The organism is Chitinilyticum aquatile DSM 21506, from assembly GCF_000430805.1.
GTDB classification, from domain to species: domain Bacteria; phylum Pseudomonadota; class Gammaproteobacteria; order Burkholderiales; family Chitinibacteraceae; genus Chitinilyticum; species Chitinilyticum aquatile.
Map to the genome: position 1 here is coordinate 106396 of NZ_KE387259.1, position 16831 is coordinate 123226.

A 16831-nucleotide genomic window follows, 5' to 3' on the forward strand; every position below is an offset into this window, starting at 1 on the left:
AAGGATTTGAATTTATGGAACTCACAGCAGATCAGCGTCGCCATCTCAAAAGTCTGGCCCATCACCTCAATCCGGTGGTCATGATCGGTAATAACGGGCTGACGGACGCGGTTCTGCGTGAAGTCGCCGTCAATCTGGATGCACACGAGCTCATCAAGATCCGCGTGCTTGGCGACGACCGCGAACTGCGCGCCCAGTACATGGAGCAGATCTGCTCCGACCTGCAGGCTGCGCCGGTAGCCCTGCTGGGCAAGCTGCTGATCATCTACCGCCCGACTGAAGAGGGCAAATCACGCATCGTTCTGCCCAAGCCCAAGAAGAAGTAAATCACCCAGCCCAAGCCCAAAATGAAGTAAGCAGCCAATCAGGCACACGCAGCAAAAGGGGCAGCCGACCGGAGTCGCTGCCCTTTTTTCATTCTCCCGCCAGGGCAGATCGAGTTCAGCGACCGCCCTCACCCCACACATACAGCACGCCAAGCACGGCCTGCAGCAGATAGATCAGCGTGGAAATGGCGTGCCAAGTGGCAAAACCGCCACCGAACAGTCCCTCGCTGGCATTCACCATGGCGGGCTTGAGGCCGGCGATGATGGGAAATACGGCAAACTGGTTCACCAGCGTGCATGCCAGCATGATCAGGATCAGCCAGAAACGGCCATTTTGCAGTGCGCGCAGACCATCGGCCCATAGCCACCAGATGGTCAGGTAGCCACCGGCGACAATACCGACCCAGCCCATCAGCGCCAGAATCTTGCCGGCGACCATGCCTGCCAGCGCACGATCCAGCGCGGCAAACAAGGCCGGTGCCACCAGCACACCGACAACCCACATGCCACCGATCCAGAACGTGGTCATCAATTGCCGCAGGCCATTACCCATCTCATACCCCTAAACCCATCCAGCCGCAGCCAAACATATGAAATGGCTTCAGCCCTATACCGTTAGATATATTGCACGTCGAGCACTTCGTACTCGCGCTCGCCCCCCGGCGCCATCACCACGGCCACATCACCGGCATATTTGCCGATCAGCGCACGGGCAATCGGGCTGGATACCGAAATCTTGTTGACCTTGATGTCGGCCTCGTCGTCACCGACGATCTGATATTTCACCTTTGCTTCACTTTCCAGGTCTTCCAGTTCGACGGTCGCGCCGAACACCACACGACCATCCGCCGTATCGGCCAGGGTCTTCGGATCAATGATCTGGGCATTGGACAGCTTGCCTTCCAGATCGGCAATGCGCCCCTCGACAAAGCCCTGTTTTTCCTTGGCCGCATCGTACTCGGCGTTTTCCGACAGGTCGCCCTGGGCACGCGCTTCGGCAATGGCCTGAATGACGGCCGGACGCTCGACACTCTTCAGGTGCTGCAATTCCTGCTTCAGCTTTTCTGCGCCAGCCACGGTCAGCGGGATAGTAACCATCTTCTCAATTCTCCGGAACGGCACTGCTCCTTGCAGCACCAAAAACAACAGCCGCCGTCACAGGGACGGCGGCTTTTTCACTTAAGCAGAACCTTATCAGCGATTGAGCGCGCGATGCAAGCCCTGCAGATCATAGACCTTCATTTCACCCAGTTCCTTGATGCCAACGCAGGCCGCACGCGCACCAGCGATGGTGGTAAACACCGGCAGCTTGGCCTTCATGGCCTCATGGCGGATCGAGTAACTGTCCTGAATGGCCTGGCGGCGCTCTTCAACGGTGTTGAAGATCATCTGGACGTCGCCATTGACGATCATGTCGACAATATGCGGACGGCCTTCAGTCACCTTGTTCACCGCAGTCACCGGCAGGCCGGCCGCTTCGATCACGGCAGCGGTACCCTTGGTGGCCACAACCTTGAAGCCGATAGCCGTCAGCACGCGTACGCACTCGACCGCTGCAGCCTTGTCGCCATCCTTCACGGAAATGAAGACATTGCCCTTGATCGGCAGCACGAGGCCCGCAGCCAGCTGCGACTTCACGAAGGCCTCGGCAAAGGTTTCGCCCACGCCCATTACTTCGCCGGTCGACTTCATTTCCGGCCCAAGAATGGTATCCACACCCGGGAACTTGTTGAACGGGAAGACGGCTTCCTTCACCGAGTAGAACGGCGGAATCACTTCTTCCGTTACTCCCTGATCAGCCAGCTTCTGGCCCAGCATGCAGCGCGCAGCCACTTTCGCCAGCGGCACGCTGGTTGCCTTGGAGACATAGGGAACGGTACGCGAAGCACGCGGGTTCACTTCCAGCACATAGACCACGGCATCCGCCCCCTTGCCCTGGATCGCAAACTGCACGTTCATCAGGCCGATCACGTTCAGGGCCTTCGCCATTTCGACGGTCTGGCGGCGCAGTTCATCCTGCAGTTCTTTCGACAGCGAATACGGCGGCAGCGAGCATGCAGAGTCACCGGAATGCACGCCGGCCTGCTCGATGTGCTCCATGATGCCGCCGATAATCACCTGCTCGCCGTCGGAGAGCGCATCCACGTCCACCTCGATGGCATCGTTCAGGAAGCGGTCCAGCAGCACCGGCGAATCGTTTGATACCTTGACGGCTTCGCGCATGTAGCGCGCCAGATCGTCTTCGGAATGCACGATCTGCATGGCACGGCCACCCAGAACGTAGGACGGGCGCACCACCAGCGGATAACCCAGCTGTGCTGCCAGCGCCAGCGCATCCTTCTCGGTACGCGCAGTGGCATTGGGCGGCTGACGCAGCTGCAGATCCTGCAGCAGCTTCTGGAAGCGCTCGCGGTCCTCGGCAGCATCGATCATGTCCGGGCTGGTACCAACAATCGGCACACCGTTGGCTTCGAGCGCACGTGCCAGCTTCAGCGGCGTCTGACCACCGTACTGCACGATCACGCCAACCGGCTTCTCGACAGCCACGATTTCCAGCACGTCTTCCAGCGTCAGCGGTTCGAAATACAGGCGATCGGAGGTATCGTAGTCGGTCGACACGGTTTCCGGGTTGCAGTTGACCATGATGGTCTCGTAACCATCGTCGCGCAGCGCCAGTGCGGCGTGCACGCAGCAATAGTCGAATTCGATACCCTGACCGATGCGGTTCGGGCCACCGCCCAGAATCATCACCTTCTTGCGGTCGGTCGGCTGCGCCTCGCATTCTTCCTCGTAGGTCGAATACATATAGGCTGTATTGCTGGCAAACTCGGCCGCGCAGGTATCAACGCGCTTGTACACCGGACGGATGCCGTGCGCGTGGCGCGCCTTGCGCACCGCATTCTGGTCGCAGCCCAGCAACGCGCCGAGACGGCGGTCGGAAAAGCCCTTGCGCTTGAGTGCGCGGAATTCCGCAGCAGTAATGCTCTCGACGGCACGGCCGCGCAGCGCATTTTCGGTCTTCACGATGTCTTCGATCAGCACCAGGAACCACGGATCGATTTTGGACAGCGCATGCACTTCGTCGACATTCATGCCAACACGGAAGGCATCCGCCACGTACCACAGACGCTCGGGGCCCGGTGCCGCGATTTCGGATTCGATCAGCTGGCGGTCAGTGGTGATTTCGTCAAACCCCGACATGCCGGTTTCCAGACCGCGCAGGGCCTTTTGCAGCGATTCCTGCTGGGTGCGGCCCATGGCCATGACTTCGCCGACCGACTTCATCTGCGTGGTCAGGCGGTTGTTGGCCTGCGGGAATTTCTCGAAAGCAAAACGCGGGATCTTGGTGACCACATAGTCGATCGACGGCTCGAACGACGCCGGGGTCTTGCCACCGGTGATGTCGTTTTTCAGCTCGTCCAGCGTGTAGCCGACGGCCAGCTTGGCGGCCACCTTGGCAATCGGGAAGCCGGTGGCCTTGGAGGCCAGCGCCGAGGAACGCGACACGCGCGGATTCATTTCGATGACGATCAAACGGCCATCCTGCGGATTGACCGAGAATTGCACGTTGGAGCCGCCGGTATCCACACCGATTTCGCGCAATACCGCGATCGATGCATTACGCATGATCTGGTATTCCTTGTCGGTCAGTGTTTGCGCCGGGGCCACGGTGATCGAGTCACCGGTATGCACGCCCATCGGATCCAGGTTTTCGATCGAGCACACGATGATGCAGTTGTCGTTGCGGTCACGCACGACTTCCATCTCGTACTCCTTCCAGCCCAGCAGCGATTCTTCGATCAGCAGCTCGTTGGTCGGCGAGAGGTCGAGACCACGGGTACAAATCTCGATGAATTCCTGGATGTTGTAGGCAATGCCGCCACCGGAACCGCCCATGGTAAAGGACGGACGAATGATCGCCGGAAAGCCGACCTGCGCCTGTACGGCCAGAGCTTCTTCCAGGCTGTGGGCAATACCGGAACGCGCCGAACCCAGGCCGATCTTGTCCATCGCCACCTTGAACTTCTGGCGGTCTTCGGCCTTGTCGATGGCTTCCGGCGTGGCGCCGATCAGTTCGACCTTGTACTTGTCCAGTACGCCGTGACGCCACAGGTCCAGCGCGCAGTTCAGCGCGGTCTGCCCCCCCATGGTCGGCAGGATCGCGTCGGGGCGCTCCTTGTCGATGATCTTTTCGACCATCTGCCAGGTAATCGGCTCGATATAGGTCACATCAGCCATGTTCGGGTCGGTCATGATGGTGGCAGGGTTGCTGTTCACCAGAATGACCTTGTACCCCTCTTCGCGCAGCGCCTTGCAGGCCTGGGCACCAGAGTAGTCGAATTCGCAGGCCTGGCCGATGATGATCGGGCCAGCGCCAATGATCAGGATGCTGTTGATGTCGGTACGCTTGGGCATGCTGATAACCTCTTACTTGCGCTCAGCCATGCTGGCGATGAATTTGTCGAACAGGTAGGCCACATCGTGCGGGCCCGGGCTCGCTTCCGGGTGCCCCTGGAAGGAGAAGGCCGGCTTGTCGGTCAGGGCGATACCCTGCACGGTGCCGTCAAACAGCGAACGGTGCGTCACGCGCACGTTGGCCGGCAGGCTGGTTTCGTCCACCTGGAAACCGTGGTTCTGGCTGGTGATCATTACATGCTTGCTGTCCAGATCCTGCACCGGATGGTTCGCGCCATGGTGGCCGAACTTCATCTTGCTGGTCTTGCCGCCGGCAGCAATACCAAGAATCTGATGCCCCAGACAGATGCCGAACAGCGGCAAGCCCTTGGCCAGGAATTCACGGGTGGCGTCGATGGCATAAGTACACGGCTCCGGATCACCGGGGCCGTTGGAGAGGAACACGCCATCCGGATTCAGCGCCAGCACCTCGGCAGCCGGGGTCTGCGCCGGAACGACGGTCAGCTTGCAGCCACGCTCGGCCAGCATGCGCAGGATGTTGTGCTTCACGCCGAAATCGTAGGCAACCACATGGTATTTCGGGTTGGACTGCACGGTGTAACCCACGCCCAGCTTCCACTCGGCGGTATGCCACTCGTACTTGTCGCTGGCGGTGACCACCTTGGCGAGATCCTGACCGGCCATTGAGCCGAAGGACTTGGCTTTCTCCACCGCCGCAGCGGCGTCGATGTTGTCACCGGTCACGATGCAGCCGGGCTGGGCGCCCTTTTCACGCAGAATGCGGGTCAGCTTGCGGGTATCGATATCCGCAATTGCCACGACATTGTTCTTCACCAGATACTCGCCCAGGCTCATGTCGGCCCGGAAGTTCGAGTGAATCAGCGGTAGGTCGCGAATGATCAGGCCGGCGGCAAAAACAGCGCGCGATTCGGCGTCTTCGGCATTGACGCCGTAGTTGCCGATGTGCGGATAGGTCAGGGTCACCATCTGTTTGGTGTAGGACGGGTCGGTCAGGATTTCCTGATAACCGGTCAGCGAAGTATTGAAAACGACTTCGCCGATGGTTTCACCGTCAGCACCGATGCTGGTGCCATGAAACAGGGTGCCGTCAGCAAGCGCAAGAAGGGCGGGTGTGGACACGGGCGGCTCCTAATGGGGGGAATTCTGGGGGCGCTAGGTGCGAAAACGGGACAGGTCAAGCCCATCCCGTTTTTCATGCGCAAAATTGGCGAAATTCTACCTGAAAACCCTTACCCTTTCAATCTGTCGCCCCGGACACCACCCGCCTTGGCGGTTTGCACCCCCTGACTGCGGTCAGGGCGCATCCAGCAAGGAAAGAATATCGGCAGCGATCGACTCCGGATCGGTCTGGGGGGCGTAGCGCCGCAGAACCCGGCCACTGCGATCCACCAGGAATTTGGTGAAATTCCACTTGATTGCCGTCGTACCCAGCACACCGGGCTGCTGTGCCTTCAGCCATGCATAGAGGGGGCTGGCCCCATCGCCATTGACGGCAATCCTGCCGAACACCGGAAAGCTGGCTTCATACCGTTCGCGGCAAAAGCGGAGAATATCGGCGTCACTGCCCGGCTCCTGCCCGCCAAACTGATTGCAGGGAAAGGCCAGCACGCTGAAGCCCCTTCCGGCAAAACGGCGCTGCAGGGACTCCAGCCCGGCATACTGGGGCGTAAAACCGCAGCGGCTTGCCACATTGACTATCAGCAGCACCTGCCCCTGCCACTCGCGCAGCGTGCGCGGCACACCTTCTGCATCGCTTGCCACAAAATCGTAAATCGCGCTCATCCCTCACCCTGGCTGATTTGCCGTATCCTTGGCGGATTATGCCCGATCAGCCGCCCATCAACCCATCGACCGCATACAGCGGCTACGCCCACGGCGCCAAAGCCAGCCCTGATGTGGCCAGCAGAGCCCTGCAGCACGCCCTGGGCAAGCGCGGCGTGCTTACCTTGAGTGGACACTGGCGCATCTGGCTGCTGCTCACCCCCCATTTCCAGCACTGCATCGCGGACTGCGTGGACCGGGTCGCCCGCGAAAGCGGCAGCCTCAACGTCGTCGGCTGCCTCGCCAATGGCGTATTCAGCGACGATGACTGGTCGCTGGATTCGCCCGGCGCAGTCGTCCTGCTGGAACCTGCGCCGGTTCACAGCGCCCGCTGGCGCCTGACGCTCGCCGCCCCCAATGCACTGGAAGGCGACTGGAAAACCGATGGCAAGCTGCGCCTTGGCGGCATTGCCGGTGATGCCACCGGCGGCGGGCCCTATTGTCTCTGGCAGGGCAGACACATCAGCGCCGGCCGCATCGACCTGCCCTGCCGGCAGCCGCGCTGGCTACTGGCCGACGGCTTCACCCCGGACGGCCCGCGGCACCGCGTCAGCGCCAGCCAGGGCCTGAGCATTTCCGGACTCAATGGCGTCCCTGCCCTGCCGCAACTGGCACACTGGCTCAAGCCGGAATCAGTTAGCGCACACTGGCAAGGCGCGCTATGGCGCAAGCAATCGGGCAACACAAGCCGCTGGCTGCCATTGATCGGCCTGGATCAGGCCGCCGGCGCCATCCTGCTCGCCGGGCAAACGGCCCCTGGCGATCTGCTCACCTGGGGGCATCAGGATGCAGCGCGCGCAACGCAACGCCTGCAACACGGCCTGCAGCGCATGTGCGCCAAGCGCAAACCGGCTTACGCCCTGGCGTTTGCCAGCCAGCACGGCGGCGCCTATGCGGGCTCAGGCACCGACCCCTTCTGGCAGGCCATGCGGGCAGCACTGCCGGGCGTACCCTTCGCCGGCTTTTACGGCAACGGCCAGCTTGCCCCCCTAGCCAAGGGACTGCAGGTTCTCGACAATAGCGTCCTGGTCGTCCTTTTCGACTGACCATGGTCGGCGCGCAGTAGCAATCATCCGGCAGCCAGCCGGCACACTACGTCGCCCATTGCACAACCCGCCATCCATCACTCGTCCGGAAGTGTCACATGCTGTTCAACCCCAGCCGGGAAGAAGCCCGCCGTTTTTTCATCAATACCTGGCAGAAACACCTGCACGGACAGGCGCTGGCCGATCTTGAAGCCATCGTGGTCGATATTCTGGAAGCCCATCCGGAATACCACCGTTATCTGCAGGAAGACTATCTGGATCGAGACTGGCCGCCCGAACATGGCGACACCAACCCCTTCCTGCACATCAGCCTGCACCTGGCGATCGCCGAACAGCTCTCGATCGACCAGCCGCCCGGCGTGCGGGCGCTCTATGGCGAACTGCGCACGCGCCACGGCGATGCGCACAAGGCGCTGCACGACATGCTGGAATGCCTGGGAGAAATGATGTGGCAGGCGCAGCGCCAGCAGACACAGCCAGATCCGGCGGTCTATCTGGATGGCCTGCGACAGCGCGCCCGCAACACGTGAACGCCGCCATCGCCATGAATACCCTATGGCGTACCAAGCTGCAGCCAATAGAAAAAAAAGGCTACAGACCAATACCCGCTAATTCCTGCGAAGCTGCTCCAGATCCCGAATGCGGGACTCGATACCGGAGAGCAGATAGAAATCCGTGCCGGGCTGCTGCAAGGCCAGCTGAAACTGCTCCAGTGCCGGGCCGTACTCCTGCAGGCGCACATAGTATTCACCCATGGCCCGGTGCTTCTGCATCAGCTTGTCCTCCGCGCCGTACACGCGTGCCGAGCGCAGATACAGCCAGGCGTCACCGGGATACAGTGAAATCCCGTCATCAACCAGCGCCCTGGCCTGGGCGAGTTGCCCGGCGGAGGTCATGGCATCAATCGTCCCGTACAGCAGCGCCCGGCTACCGACAAAGCGCGATGACGCTGCCTTCAGCAGGGTGACCGCCTCGGCATCCTTGCTCTGCCCCTGCAGGATCTGCCCGGCCAGATATTCCAGAGCCGGATGGGATTGCCCGCCAAACACGACCTTCGCCCTCTGCAATGCCTGCCAGGATGCGTCATACTCGCGCACCTGAAAATAGGCATAGGCTAGGCCATAGCGTGCAGCCGCCTCGCTGGCGTAACGCTTGTCCTGCACCGTTTTCAGGTAGAAATCCACCGCATTGCGCGGCCCCAGCTGCTGCGCACGCAACTTTTCACGCAGAAAGAGGAAATCCGGCGAGTCCGGCACCTGGCGGTATGGCTGCTCGCTGAGCCGTCCCTGCGCATCGGCAATCCGCTTGTAGGTCACCGGGTGCGTACGCAGAAACTCCGGCGCATTCGACTCGACCACGCGATTGTGTTTTTGCAAGCGCTCGAAAAACGCCGGCATGCTGGCTGGATCGTAACCGGCAGCAATCAGCGTCTGCATGCCCAGCCGATCAGCCTCCTGCTCGAAGGCATAGGTAAAATCGAGTTGCTGCCTGGCGGTTGCGCCGAGGCCAGCCATCATCACGGCGCCACCGGCACCGCTTTGCCCGGCCTGCGCCGCCAGAATGGCCAGCGCCAGCGAGGCCACCGAAATCCAGACTCCGGAGCGGGTGCCATCCAGCATCCGCGCCATGTGCCGCTGGCTGACATGGGCAATTTCATGCGCCAGCACACTGGCAAGTTCCGACTCATGCTGCGCCATCACGATCAGCCCGCTGTGCACGCCGATATAACCGCCCGGCATCGCAAAGGCATTCACCGACCGGTCCTGCAGCCCGAAAAACGTGAAACGACTGTCTCCGACCTCGGCCGCCTCGACCAGGCGATAGCCGACCCGGTTCAGGTAGGCCACCACCTCGGGATCATCGATCATCAAGCCGGTGCGGCGAATTTCAATCATCGCAGCCTGCCCGATTTCGCGCTCCTGCTGCGGACTGAGCGTCTGCGAAGCCACATCGCCAATATCAGGCAGATTGCTCGCCGACAAGGGTAAAGCCAGCAACTGGCTGGCGAGCGTTACGGCAACCATCGTTTTTCGCAAGAGCATTCCACGCACCCGAAATCAGTTTCAAGAAGCGGACGGGCCTGACGGCCTGTTCATCCGCCCAATTACAGCTACAGCCAGTGCAGGGCCAGCCCGGCCAACAGCAGATAGCGCAGCATCTTGCCGGCCACCACCCAGCCCAGCACCGGCCGCCATGGCCAGCGCAGCCAGCCGGCGATCGCGCACAGCGCATCACCCATCACCGGAACCCAGCTGAAAAAGAGGCTGGGCGGCCCCCAGCGCAGCGCCAATCGCGCAGCACGGCCCTGCCCCGGCGGCTGCGGCAGGCGACGCGCCAGCCACACGGTCAGCAGCGCGCCCAGTACATTGCCTGCCCCGGCAACCAGCACCAGCATCAGCCAGCTCTGCGGTGCATAAGCCAGCAAGGCAAGCAGCGCGGCTTCCGAGTTTCCGGGCAGCAGTGTTGCCGACAGAAACGCCGATGCAAACAGCCCGGCCAGCGCCCAGAGGGTCATGCCAGCGGGATGCTAACCGGTTCCCCGGCATGCAAGCTCAGCGCGGAGGAGAGATCGGCAAAGAATTCGCCTTCACCCCGCGTACTTTGCCACTGCCCATCCTGCCAGCGATAGTGAAAACCACCATTGCGCGCAGCCAGCCAGATTTCCTGGTTGGGGGTATGCCGGTTCACGATCACCTTGCTGCCGTCAGTAAACTCCAGCTCCAGTACATTGCCCGCGCGCAAGGGATCGATATCCACATCCAGATCATCAAGACACGATTCGATGTGCGCAAATACCGCATCGCTCTGCGCGAGGAATTCCCCTTCAGTCATGGCTTATCCTAATGCATGCTAAAATCGCGATTTTGCATCAAAGTGTGCCGGAGCGGCGTTTCGAATGCGCAAATTCATCCTGATATCACTCAGCCTTGGCCTGCTGGCCGCCTGCGGCTTCAAGGGACCGCTGTATCTGCCAGACAGCGAGAAAGGCAAGAAACGCACCGAACATGAACAGCGGCGAGCCTCTGCCGCCGCCGCCGCCGCCTCGGCCGCAGCCGCTGCCGCAGCAAAAGACGCCGAGATTGAAGCCACTGCGCGCCGCAAGGCCAGCATGGCCAGCGCGATGCAGTCCGAAAATCCGGCCAGCACCACGCCACAGCCAGATAACGCGCCCCCCGCCAGCCAGCCCTGAGCCCGGGGCTGCGAGCAATGCAAAAAGGCGGGAATATCCCCGCCTTTTTGCATTTTTATGCCCACGCTCAGAAGCGCTCGGGCAGCTTCTGCAGCAGAATGATGCGCTTGTTTTCCAGGCGGATATAGCCACCGAAAACCAGCTCTTTCAGAATCCGCGCAATCATTTCGCGCGAGGAGCCAACACGATCGGCAATCGCCTGCTGCGTCAGCGGCTCATTGACCATTTCCTGCCCGTCCACATCGACTACCAGCGACTCCAGCAGGGCGCGCAGACGGCCATATACGTCCAGCAGCGCCAGATTCTTCATCGTATAGGACAGACGGCGCACCATGCCGGCCAGATTCACGATCAGCATGTCTTTCACGTGCGGGAAGGCCTGCAGGGCAGCATGGAAATCGGTTTTGGTGAACATCAGGAAATCACTGTCTTCCTCGGCCTGCGTCGACCAGCCGCGCGGCTCGTCATCCAGCAACGAAATCTCGCCCAGCGCCAGCCCCGGCTCTCCAATCATGAATACGAATTCCTTTCCCTGGGCATCGCTCGTAAACATGCGGGTACGCCCTTCAAGCAGCACGTACATCGCATCTGCCGGGTCACCCTCGCGAAACAGGAACCCTCCCTTGGGTACATGGCGGCGCACTGCTGCACGCAATACATAATCCAGCTCTTCATCGTCAAAACCGTTAAAAAGGGGAATGGCGCGGATCAGCTCTTTCATGGATATCTCTTCGGTAGGGGGCAGCGCAAACACTGCCACAGGTATATTTCAGTTCATTTCGATTCAGAATCGCTCAGGCAGACGCTGCAGCAGCACGATCTGGCGCTGCTCGATTCGGACATAGCCACCAAACACCAGTTCCTTCATGATCTTGGCAATCATTTCGCGCGAAGCGCCCACCCTCTCGGCAATCGCCTGCTGGGTCAGCGATTCCGACACGACCTGCACGTCACCCTGATCAACCGCCAGGCTCTCCAGCAGCAGACGAACCCTGCCATAAACATCCATCAGCGCCAGATTCTTGACCGTTTCCGCCAGATGTTTGATGGTGCGATAGGCAGCGACCAGCATTTGATCCTTGATTTCCGGATGGGCATCAAGCAAAGCCTGATAATCACGACGGTAGATGACCTTCAGGTCGCAATCCTCTTCGGCGATCGCTGACACAAGACGCGGCTCCCCCATCAGCATCGCGCCCTCCCCCCAGGACATACCCGGTTCGATGAAGCCGAGTACATATTCCTTGCCGGCGTCATTACTGGAAAACAAACGCAGCCGACCACTGACCAGAATGTAGATCTGCTCGGCGGGCTCGCCCTCGCTGTAGAGCAACTGCCCTCTGGGCAAGACCTTACGAACAGCCAGGTTTTCAATCTGCTGCAGGATGGCTTCCGACAGGCTGGCAAAGGCCTCGATACTGGATAGCGGAGAATTCATATCAAATCGTCGTCCGGATTTGGATTGGCTGCGGCTCAATGAGCAGGAGCAGATTCGGCCGCCTTGTCGCCGTTCCCGGCCGACACGGTTCCCGGCTTTTCATCAGCCGAGCCCCCTTCCTTGAAGGAGGAAGCCGCTGGTGCATCAATATCCTGCTTGTTGATAGGTGAATCAGGCGGAGGCGGTACGATGTCGATCTTCTTCGTCAGCATGTACTCGTTCATTTCTTTCCAGCCAGCGAAGATATCCGCCTTGGGCACCTTGGGATTGCGACGGTAGCAATCTTCGAGCGAACGCCCGCTGTGCCGGCAGGCGGCACCAATCGCGTTGCCATTGGCCTGCTGCTTGTTGAGCGCCTGGTTGATCTGGTCACAGCCCTGCAAGGCGAGCAACAGGGGCAGAGCCAGCATCAGCTTACAGAGTGTTTGCACAAATCCCGCCCTCACAACACGATTCTCAAGACGATTGTAAGTGAATTAATGCCAATGTGCAGTAGTGACATTCCGCATGTCGCATCCCCGGCATGGTGATGCTCAGGCGCGGTGGCCGCGCTCGATGGAAACACCGACCCGTGCGACTTCGGTCAGAATGCCCGGCTTCACAACGGTCACCTTCACCCAGGGAGCGCCGAAGTCATGCAGGATGACGTGCGCGATGTGTTCGGCCAGCGCCTCCAGCAGCAGGAAATGCTGCTCCGCAAGTACCCGGCGCAGGTGCTGCACCAGCTGGTCATAATCAATCGTATCGCCCAGTTCGTCACTGACGCAGGCGCGCGCCGATGGCAGCCCCACATCCAGATCGATTTCGACCGCCTGGGGCGCCGTGCGCTCCCAGTCATACCAGCCGATCACGGTGCGGGCACGGATGCCGTGCAAGAAAATAGTATCCATCATTATCACCGGCGTTGGCCGGCACCCTCAAGAATGGCTAGAATCGCGAGCTTTGGATTGTAATGGAATCGGCATGACCCCGCTCGCCCTCACCCTGATTTGTTCGCTGGTCGCCTATCTGCTCGGCTCGCTGTCCTTTGCCGTGATCGTTTCGCGCCTGTCGGGCCTGGCCGACCCGCGCACCTACGGCTCCAACAATCCGGGCGCCACCAACGTGCTGCGCAGCGGCAACAAAAAGGCCGCCGCGCTGACGCTACTGGGCGATGCACTGAAAGGCCTGCTGGCCGTGGGGCTGGTGCGCCTGCTGGCCGCACCGCTGGGTTTGACCAACGAGGACATCGCGATTGCCAGCGTGGCCGTCATCGTCGGCCACATGTGGCCGGTGTTTTTCGGCTTCAAGGGCGGCAAAGGCGTCGCCACCTCGCTGGGCGTGCTGCTGGCGCTCAATGGCTGGATGGGGCTGGCCGTACTCGCCGTGTGGCTGTTTGTCGCCAAGGTGATGAAGATTTCGTCGCTATCCGCGCTGTGTGCGGCGCTGGTCGCGCCGCTCGCCTGCTGGCTGTTCACCCAGAACCAGAGCTGGCTGATGGCGGTAAGCATCATTGCCGCCCTGCTGATCTGGCGGCACAAATCGAATATTGCCGGCCTGCTCTCGGGGCGGGAAGGCAGGATCGGCCAGAAGGCCGATGACGAGAAAAACTGATACCCAAAACCCTATCACCCTGTAGCCAAACAATTAAAATGGCCACAGGGCGATACGCCTCTACAGATTCACTTTTCATCGCGGCGATCACGCCGCCACTGCCAGGGCGGCGTGGGGTCTGAATCCTGCCACAGCCCCAGCCCGCCCGCCTTGGCTGCGTCCTCCGCCTCCGTGAACTCGCGGAACTCGCCAGCAGCAAGATCCTTCTTTGCATACTGGCGGTACACCCAGGCATAGCCTTCCGCGACCTGCTCCAGATTGATATAGCGTCCGTCGCGGCGCACTTCCGCCACGCCCCGCCCATAGCGGTCGACGTCGGTAATTCTTGCTTCAACCACGGCACGATAGACCCGGTCTGACAATGACTTCTTGGCCTGCATGCCAAAGGCCTGCTTTTTTTCGGGGCTGTCGATGTAGGCCAGCCGCAGCTTGTATTCGACCTTGCCCTCGCCGAGCAATGTCACGGTATCCCCGTCCGCCACGCCAACCACTTCGCCCTGCAGCACCATGCCGCGACTGAGCTTGCCCTTCTCCGTCGGCCCCTGCAGTTGCGGCAGGCAGGCAGCCAGCGCCAGCAACAGCACGACGGCAGCAAGAATCCGTTGCGGCCAGCTGCGGGCCCCTGCCAGCTGCCGTACGCCGCGCAGCACAGCATTTGCCGGATTTCTAGCCATGGCAACCTCCCGCTTCACGCTGCGGGCGATACCACGGCGCCAGCAGTGCACGGCCGAGAATGAACGGCCAGTCTCCCGCCTTCAGCTCGGGGCGTGCGGTAAAGACGTCGTAATCAACCTGCTTCAACTTAGTCAGCACGCGATCGGCCGACAGCACGATGGTGCGGATTTCCAGCCCGACACGGCCAGGCAATTCCAGCCCCAGCGGGGAACCGGCACGCAGCATTTTCCAGGTGCGCTCGCACTGGAAAGCCTGCAGGCGGCGGAAAGCCGGTGTAGCTACGCCGACGGCCAGATCATCTTCGCTCACGCCGAAGCGCGCCAGATCGTCCTGCGGCAGATAGATGCGCCGGCGCGGCTTGTTGAAATCAATGGCGACGTCCTGCCAGAAATTCACCAGCTGCAGCGCCGAACAAATGCCGTCGGACATTGCCAGCTTGCGGGTATCGGTCTGCCCGAAAATATGGAGCAGGATGCGCCCGACCGGATTGGCCGAACGGCGACAGTAATCCATCACCTCGCCGAAATCCTGATAGCGCTGCTTGGTCACGTCCTGCCGGAAAGCCGAGAGCAGATCTTCAAACAGCTGCAACGGAATTGCGTAATCACGGATCACCGGCGCCAGCGCGGCGTAGCGCGCGGTCTGCGGCTCGATGCCGGCATCGATGCGCGCGAGCTCGGCGCTGCATTCTGCAAGCTGCGCCAGCCGTTCCTCGACGCTGGCATCACCCTCGTCGGCAAGGTCGTCGGCATGCCGGGCGAAATGGTAAACCGCCGCAATCGGCTTGCGGAACCGCTTGGGCAGCAGCAGCGAGCCCACCGGGAAATTCTCGTAGTGTTCGACACTTTGATGGGGGGTCAGCGCGACCAAATTCCATTCCTTTACACAGTCTGACGTTGAATTGATGCACCGCAAAAGCCTGCTATAGTGAGCAGGCAATGCAATTGCGCCATTCTAACCGACCGGAGATTGAAACCCATGCTGAAAAAACTGCTTGTCGCCCTGTTTGCCGGCCTTGCCCTCTGCACCACCGCACTGGCGGCGGTCGACCTCAACACCGCCAACCAGCAGCAACTCGAGAGCCTGAAGGGCATCGGCCCGGAAAAGGCCAAGGACATCATTGATTACCGCACCAAGAATGGCCCGTTCAAGACGACAGAGGACATCATGAAAGTGCCGGGCATCAAGGAAGGCACCTACGCCAAGATCAAGGGCGATATCACCGTCGGTGGCAAGGCGGCAGCTCCGGCAGCACCAGCCAAGGCTTCGGCCGCAAAGGCATCGGCGCCAGTCAAGAAATAAGCTGCTTTCCGGCGCAGAGCCCCCCGCTTGCGGGGGGCTTTTTCATGCGCGCCGCAAAACGGAGCACCGCATGATGGTGCTTTCCCTGCTGCCGGGAAATGCGCATTCCCTTTATCCTTACCATGCGCCGGCATGTAAACAGCATTATTTGTACTTACAGCTCCGCCGGGGCAATGTTATAAAAAGACCACCCAGCCACCCCAGCCAAGGGCCTTCTGTGATCCAGTTAAACCAGATCCATAAAAGCTACCGCGTCGACGGGCGCGACATCCCCGCACTGAACGGCATCGATCTGTCGGTCGCCGCCGGCGAAATTTTCGGCGTCATCGGTCATTCCGGTGCCGGCAAATCCACGCTGATCCGCCTGATCAACCTGCTCGAACGCCCCAGCGCCGGCCGCATCCATATCGACGGCAGCGACATCACCGCACTCGATGGCGCGGGCCTGCGCACCCTGCGCCAGCAGGTCGGCATGATCTTCCAGCACTTCAACCTGCTGGGTTCGAAAACCGTGGCGCGCAATATCGCCTTTCCGCTGGAAATTGCCGGCGGCCTGAGCCGTGCACAAATCGACGCCCGCGTTGATGAACTACTCGACCTCGTCGGGCTGGCGGAGCACAAGCACAAATATCCGTCGCAGCTCTCCGGCGGGCAAAAGCAGCGCGTCGGCATTGCCCGCGCGCTGGCCAACCGTCCCAAAGTACTGCTGTGCGACGAAGCCACCAGCGCGCTTGACCCGCAGACCACCCAATCGGTGCTGCAGCTGCTGGCGAAGATCAATCGCGAGCTGAACCTGACCATCGTGCTGATCACGCACGAAATGGATGTGATCCGCAGCATCTGCGACCGCGTAGCGGTGATCGACGGCGGCAAGATCGTCGAAATGGGGCCGGTGACGCAAGTCTTCCTGCACCCGCAGCACCCAACCACGCAGCGCTTTGTCTCGGAAGCCGAGCACATCGACGAAAGCGTGCAGCAGGATGCCTTTGCCCATGTGCCGGGC

At 60.9% G+C, this 16831-nt stretch carries 20 protein-coding genes and 1 pseudogene; 7 read left to right on the forward strand and 14 right to left on the reverse strand.

What is annotated here, in order from left to right:
• Window positions 1-14 precede the first annotated feature (14 nt).
• Window positions 15-326 carry a ribosome assembly RNA-binding protein YhbY gene (yhbY, locus tag H559_RS0113685; protein WP_028453127.1) on the forward strand — a complete coding sequence of 104 codons (312 nt, stop codon included), beginning with the start codon at window positions 15-17 and terminating at the stop codon, window positions 324-326.
• A gap of 115 nt (window positions 327-441) precedes the next feature.
• On the opposite strand, the gene H559_RS0113690 is transcribed toward yhbY, so the two are convergent.
• From H559_RS0113690 to H559_RS0113710, 5 genes are all read right to left on the reverse strand, one after another.
• Entirely contained in the window at window positions 442-879 is a 438-nt protein-coding gene (locus H559_RS0113690) for a DUF4149 domain-containing protein (RefSeq protein WP_028453128.1), read from the reverse strand.
• 62 nt (window positions 880-941) lie between these two features.
• Complete coding sequence (gene greA / locus H559_RS0113695; protein ID WP_028453129.1) at window positions 942-1424, reverse strand: transcription elongation factor GreA; 483 nt, start codon at window positions 1422-1424, stop codon at window positions 942-944.
• Window positions 1425-1520: 96 nt separating this feature from the next.
• Complete coding sequence (gene carB / locus H559_RS0113700) at window positions 1521-4742, reverse strand: carbamoyl-phosphate synthase large subunit (protein WP_028453130.1); 3222 nt, start codon at window positions 4740-4742, stop codon at window positions 1521-1523.
• Window positions 4743-4754: 12 nt separating this feature from the next.
• Window positions 4755-5882, reverse strand: a complete 1128-nt coding sequence (carA, locus tag H559_RS0113705) for a glutamine-hydrolyzing carbamoyl-phosphate synthase small subunit (RefSeq protein WP_028453131.1) — start codon at window positions 5880-5882, stop codon at window positions 4755-4757.
• Window positions 5883-6056: 174 nt separating this feature from the next.
• Window positions 6057-6545 carry a glutathione peroxidase gene (locus tag H559_RS0113710; RefSeq protein ID WP_028453132.1) on the reverse strand — a complete coding sequence of 163 codons (489 nt, stop codon included), beginning with the start codon at window positions 6543-6545 and terminating at the stop codon, window positions 6057-6059.
• Between the two features lie 38 nt (window positions 6546-6583).
• Here H559_RS0113710 and H559_RS0113715 point away from each other — a divergent pair, with 38 nt between their 5' ends.
• Both H559_RS0113715 and H559_RS0113720 read left to right on the forward strand, forming a co-directional pair.
• Window positions 6584-7630 (forward strand): FIST domain-containing protein, encoded by a 1047-nt coding sequence (locus tag H559_RS0113715; protein ID WP_028453133.1) that lies wholly within the window; start codon window positions 6584-6586, stop codon window positions 7628-7630.
• 98 nt (window positions 7631-7728) lie between these two features.
• On the forward strand, window positions 7729-8160 hold the full coding sequence (locus H559_RS0113720; protein ID WP_211230948.1) for a DUF1841 family protein: 432 nt from the start codon (window positions 7729-7731) through the stop codon (window positions 8158-8160).
• Between the two features lie 78 nt (window positions 8161-8238).
• Here H559_RS0113720 and H559_RS0113725 read toward each other — a convergent pair whose 3' ends face one another.
• From H559_RS0113725 to cyaY, 3 genes are all read right to left on the reverse strand, one after another.
• Entirely contained in the window at window positions 8239-9672 is a 1434-nt protein-coding gene (locus tag H559_RS0113725; RefSeq protein ID WP_028453135.1) for a beta-barrel assembly-enhancing protease, read from the reverse strand.
• A gap of 68 nt (window positions 9673-9740) precedes the next feature.
• On the reverse strand, window positions 9741-10145 hold the full coding sequence (locus tag H559_RS0113730) for a YqaA family protein (RefSeq protein ID WP_028453136.1): 405 nt from the start codon (window positions 10143-10145) through the stop codon (window positions 9741-9743).
• Complete coding sequence (gene cyaY / locus H559_RS0113735) at window positions 10142-10462, reverse strand: iron donor protein CyaY (RefSeq protein WP_028453137.1); 321 nt, start codon at window positions 10460-10462, stop codon at window positions 10142-10144. The genes H559_RS0113730 and cyaY overlap by 4 nt, the downstream gene beginning before the upstream one ends.
• Window positions 10463-10526: 64 nt before the next feature.
• On the opposite strand from cyaY, the gene lptM reads away from it, so the two are divergent.
• Window positions 10527-10820 (forward strand): LPS translocon maturation chaperone LptM, encoded by a 294-nt coding sequence (gene lptM / locus H559_RS23070; RefSeq protein ID WP_034641424.1) that lies wholly within the window; start codon window positions 10527-10529, stop codon window positions 10818-10820.
• 67 nt (window positions 10821-10887) lie between these two features.
• Here lptM and H559_RS0113745 read toward each other — a convergent pair whose 3' ends face one another.
• The 4 genes from H559_RS0113745 to H559_RS0113760 form a co-directional block, all read right to left on the reverse strand.
• Window positions 10888-11541: a Crp/Fnr family transcriptional regulator gene (locus tag H559_RS0113745; protein ID WP_051279499.1), complete on the reverse strand. Its 654-nt coding sequence runs from the start codon at window positions 11539-11541 to the stop codon at window positions 10888-10890.
• Between the two features lie 63 nt (window positions 11542-11604).
• Entirely contained in the window at window positions 11605-12258 is a 654-nt protein-coding gene (locus H559_RS0113750) for a Crp/Fnr family transcriptional regulator (protein ID WP_028453139.1), read from the reverse strand.
• A gap of 35 nt (window positions 12259-12293) precedes the next feature.
• The gene (locus H559_RS0113755; RefSeq protein ID WP_028453140.1) at window positions 12294-12689 is read right to left on the reverse strand and encodes a hypothetical protein; all 396 of its coding nucleotides are present in this window, start codon (window positions 12687-12689) and stop codon (window positions 12294-12296) included.
• A gap of 102 nt (window positions 12690-12791) precedes the next feature.
• Window positions 12792-13148, reverse strand: coding sequence for a dihydroneopterin aldolase (locus tag H559_RS0113760; protein WP_028453141.1), 357 nt, complete (start codon window positions 13146-13148; stop codon window positions 12792-12794).
• A gap of 73 nt (window positions 13149-13221) precedes the next feature.
• Between H559_RS0113760 and plsY the strand changes: the two genes are divergently transcribed.
• Complete coding sequence (gene plsY / locus H559_RS0113765; protein WP_034641433.1) at window positions 13222-13851, forward strand: glycerol-3-phosphate 1-O-acyltransferase PlsY; 630 nt, start codon at window positions 13222-13224, stop codon at window positions 13849-13851.
• A 68-nt stretch (window positions 13852-13919) separates the two neighbouring features.
• Here plsY and H559_RS0113770 read toward each other — a convergent pair whose 3' ends face one another.
• Both H559_RS0113770 and hpnC read right to left on the reverse strand, forming a co-directional pair.
• On the reverse strand, window positions 13920-14525 hold the full coding sequence (locus H559_RS0113770) for a thermonuclease family protein (RefSeq protein ID WP_051279502.1): 606 nt from the start codon (window positions 14523-14525) through the stop codon (window positions 13920-13922).
• Window positions 14518-15396 carry a squalene synthase HpnC gene (gene hpnC, locus H559_RS0113775; protein ID WP_308417172.1) on the reverse strand — a complete coding sequence of 293 codons (879 nt, stop codon included), beginning with the start codon at window positions 15394-15396 and terminating at the stop codon, window positions 14518-14520. Before hpnC ends, H559_RS0113770 begins: the two co-directional genes overlap by 8 nt.
• 108 nt (window positions 15397-15504) lie before the next feature.
• Here hpnC and H559_RS0113780 point away from each other — a divergent pair, with 108 nt between their 5' ends.
• Both H559_RS0113780 and H559_RS23425 read left to right on the forward strand, forming a co-directional pair.
• Entirely contained in the window at window positions 15505-15828 is a 324-nt protein-coding gene (locus tag H559_RS0113780) for a ComEA family DNA-binding protein (protein WP_051279504.1), read from the forward strand.
• A gap of 217 nt (window positions 15829-16045) precedes the next feature.
• Window positions 16046-16777 (forward strand): annotated as a pseudogene (locus tag H559_RS23425) (methionine ABC transporter ATP-binding protein); the annotation flags it as partial.
• Between the last annotated feature and the right edge of the window lie 54 nt (window positions 16778-16831).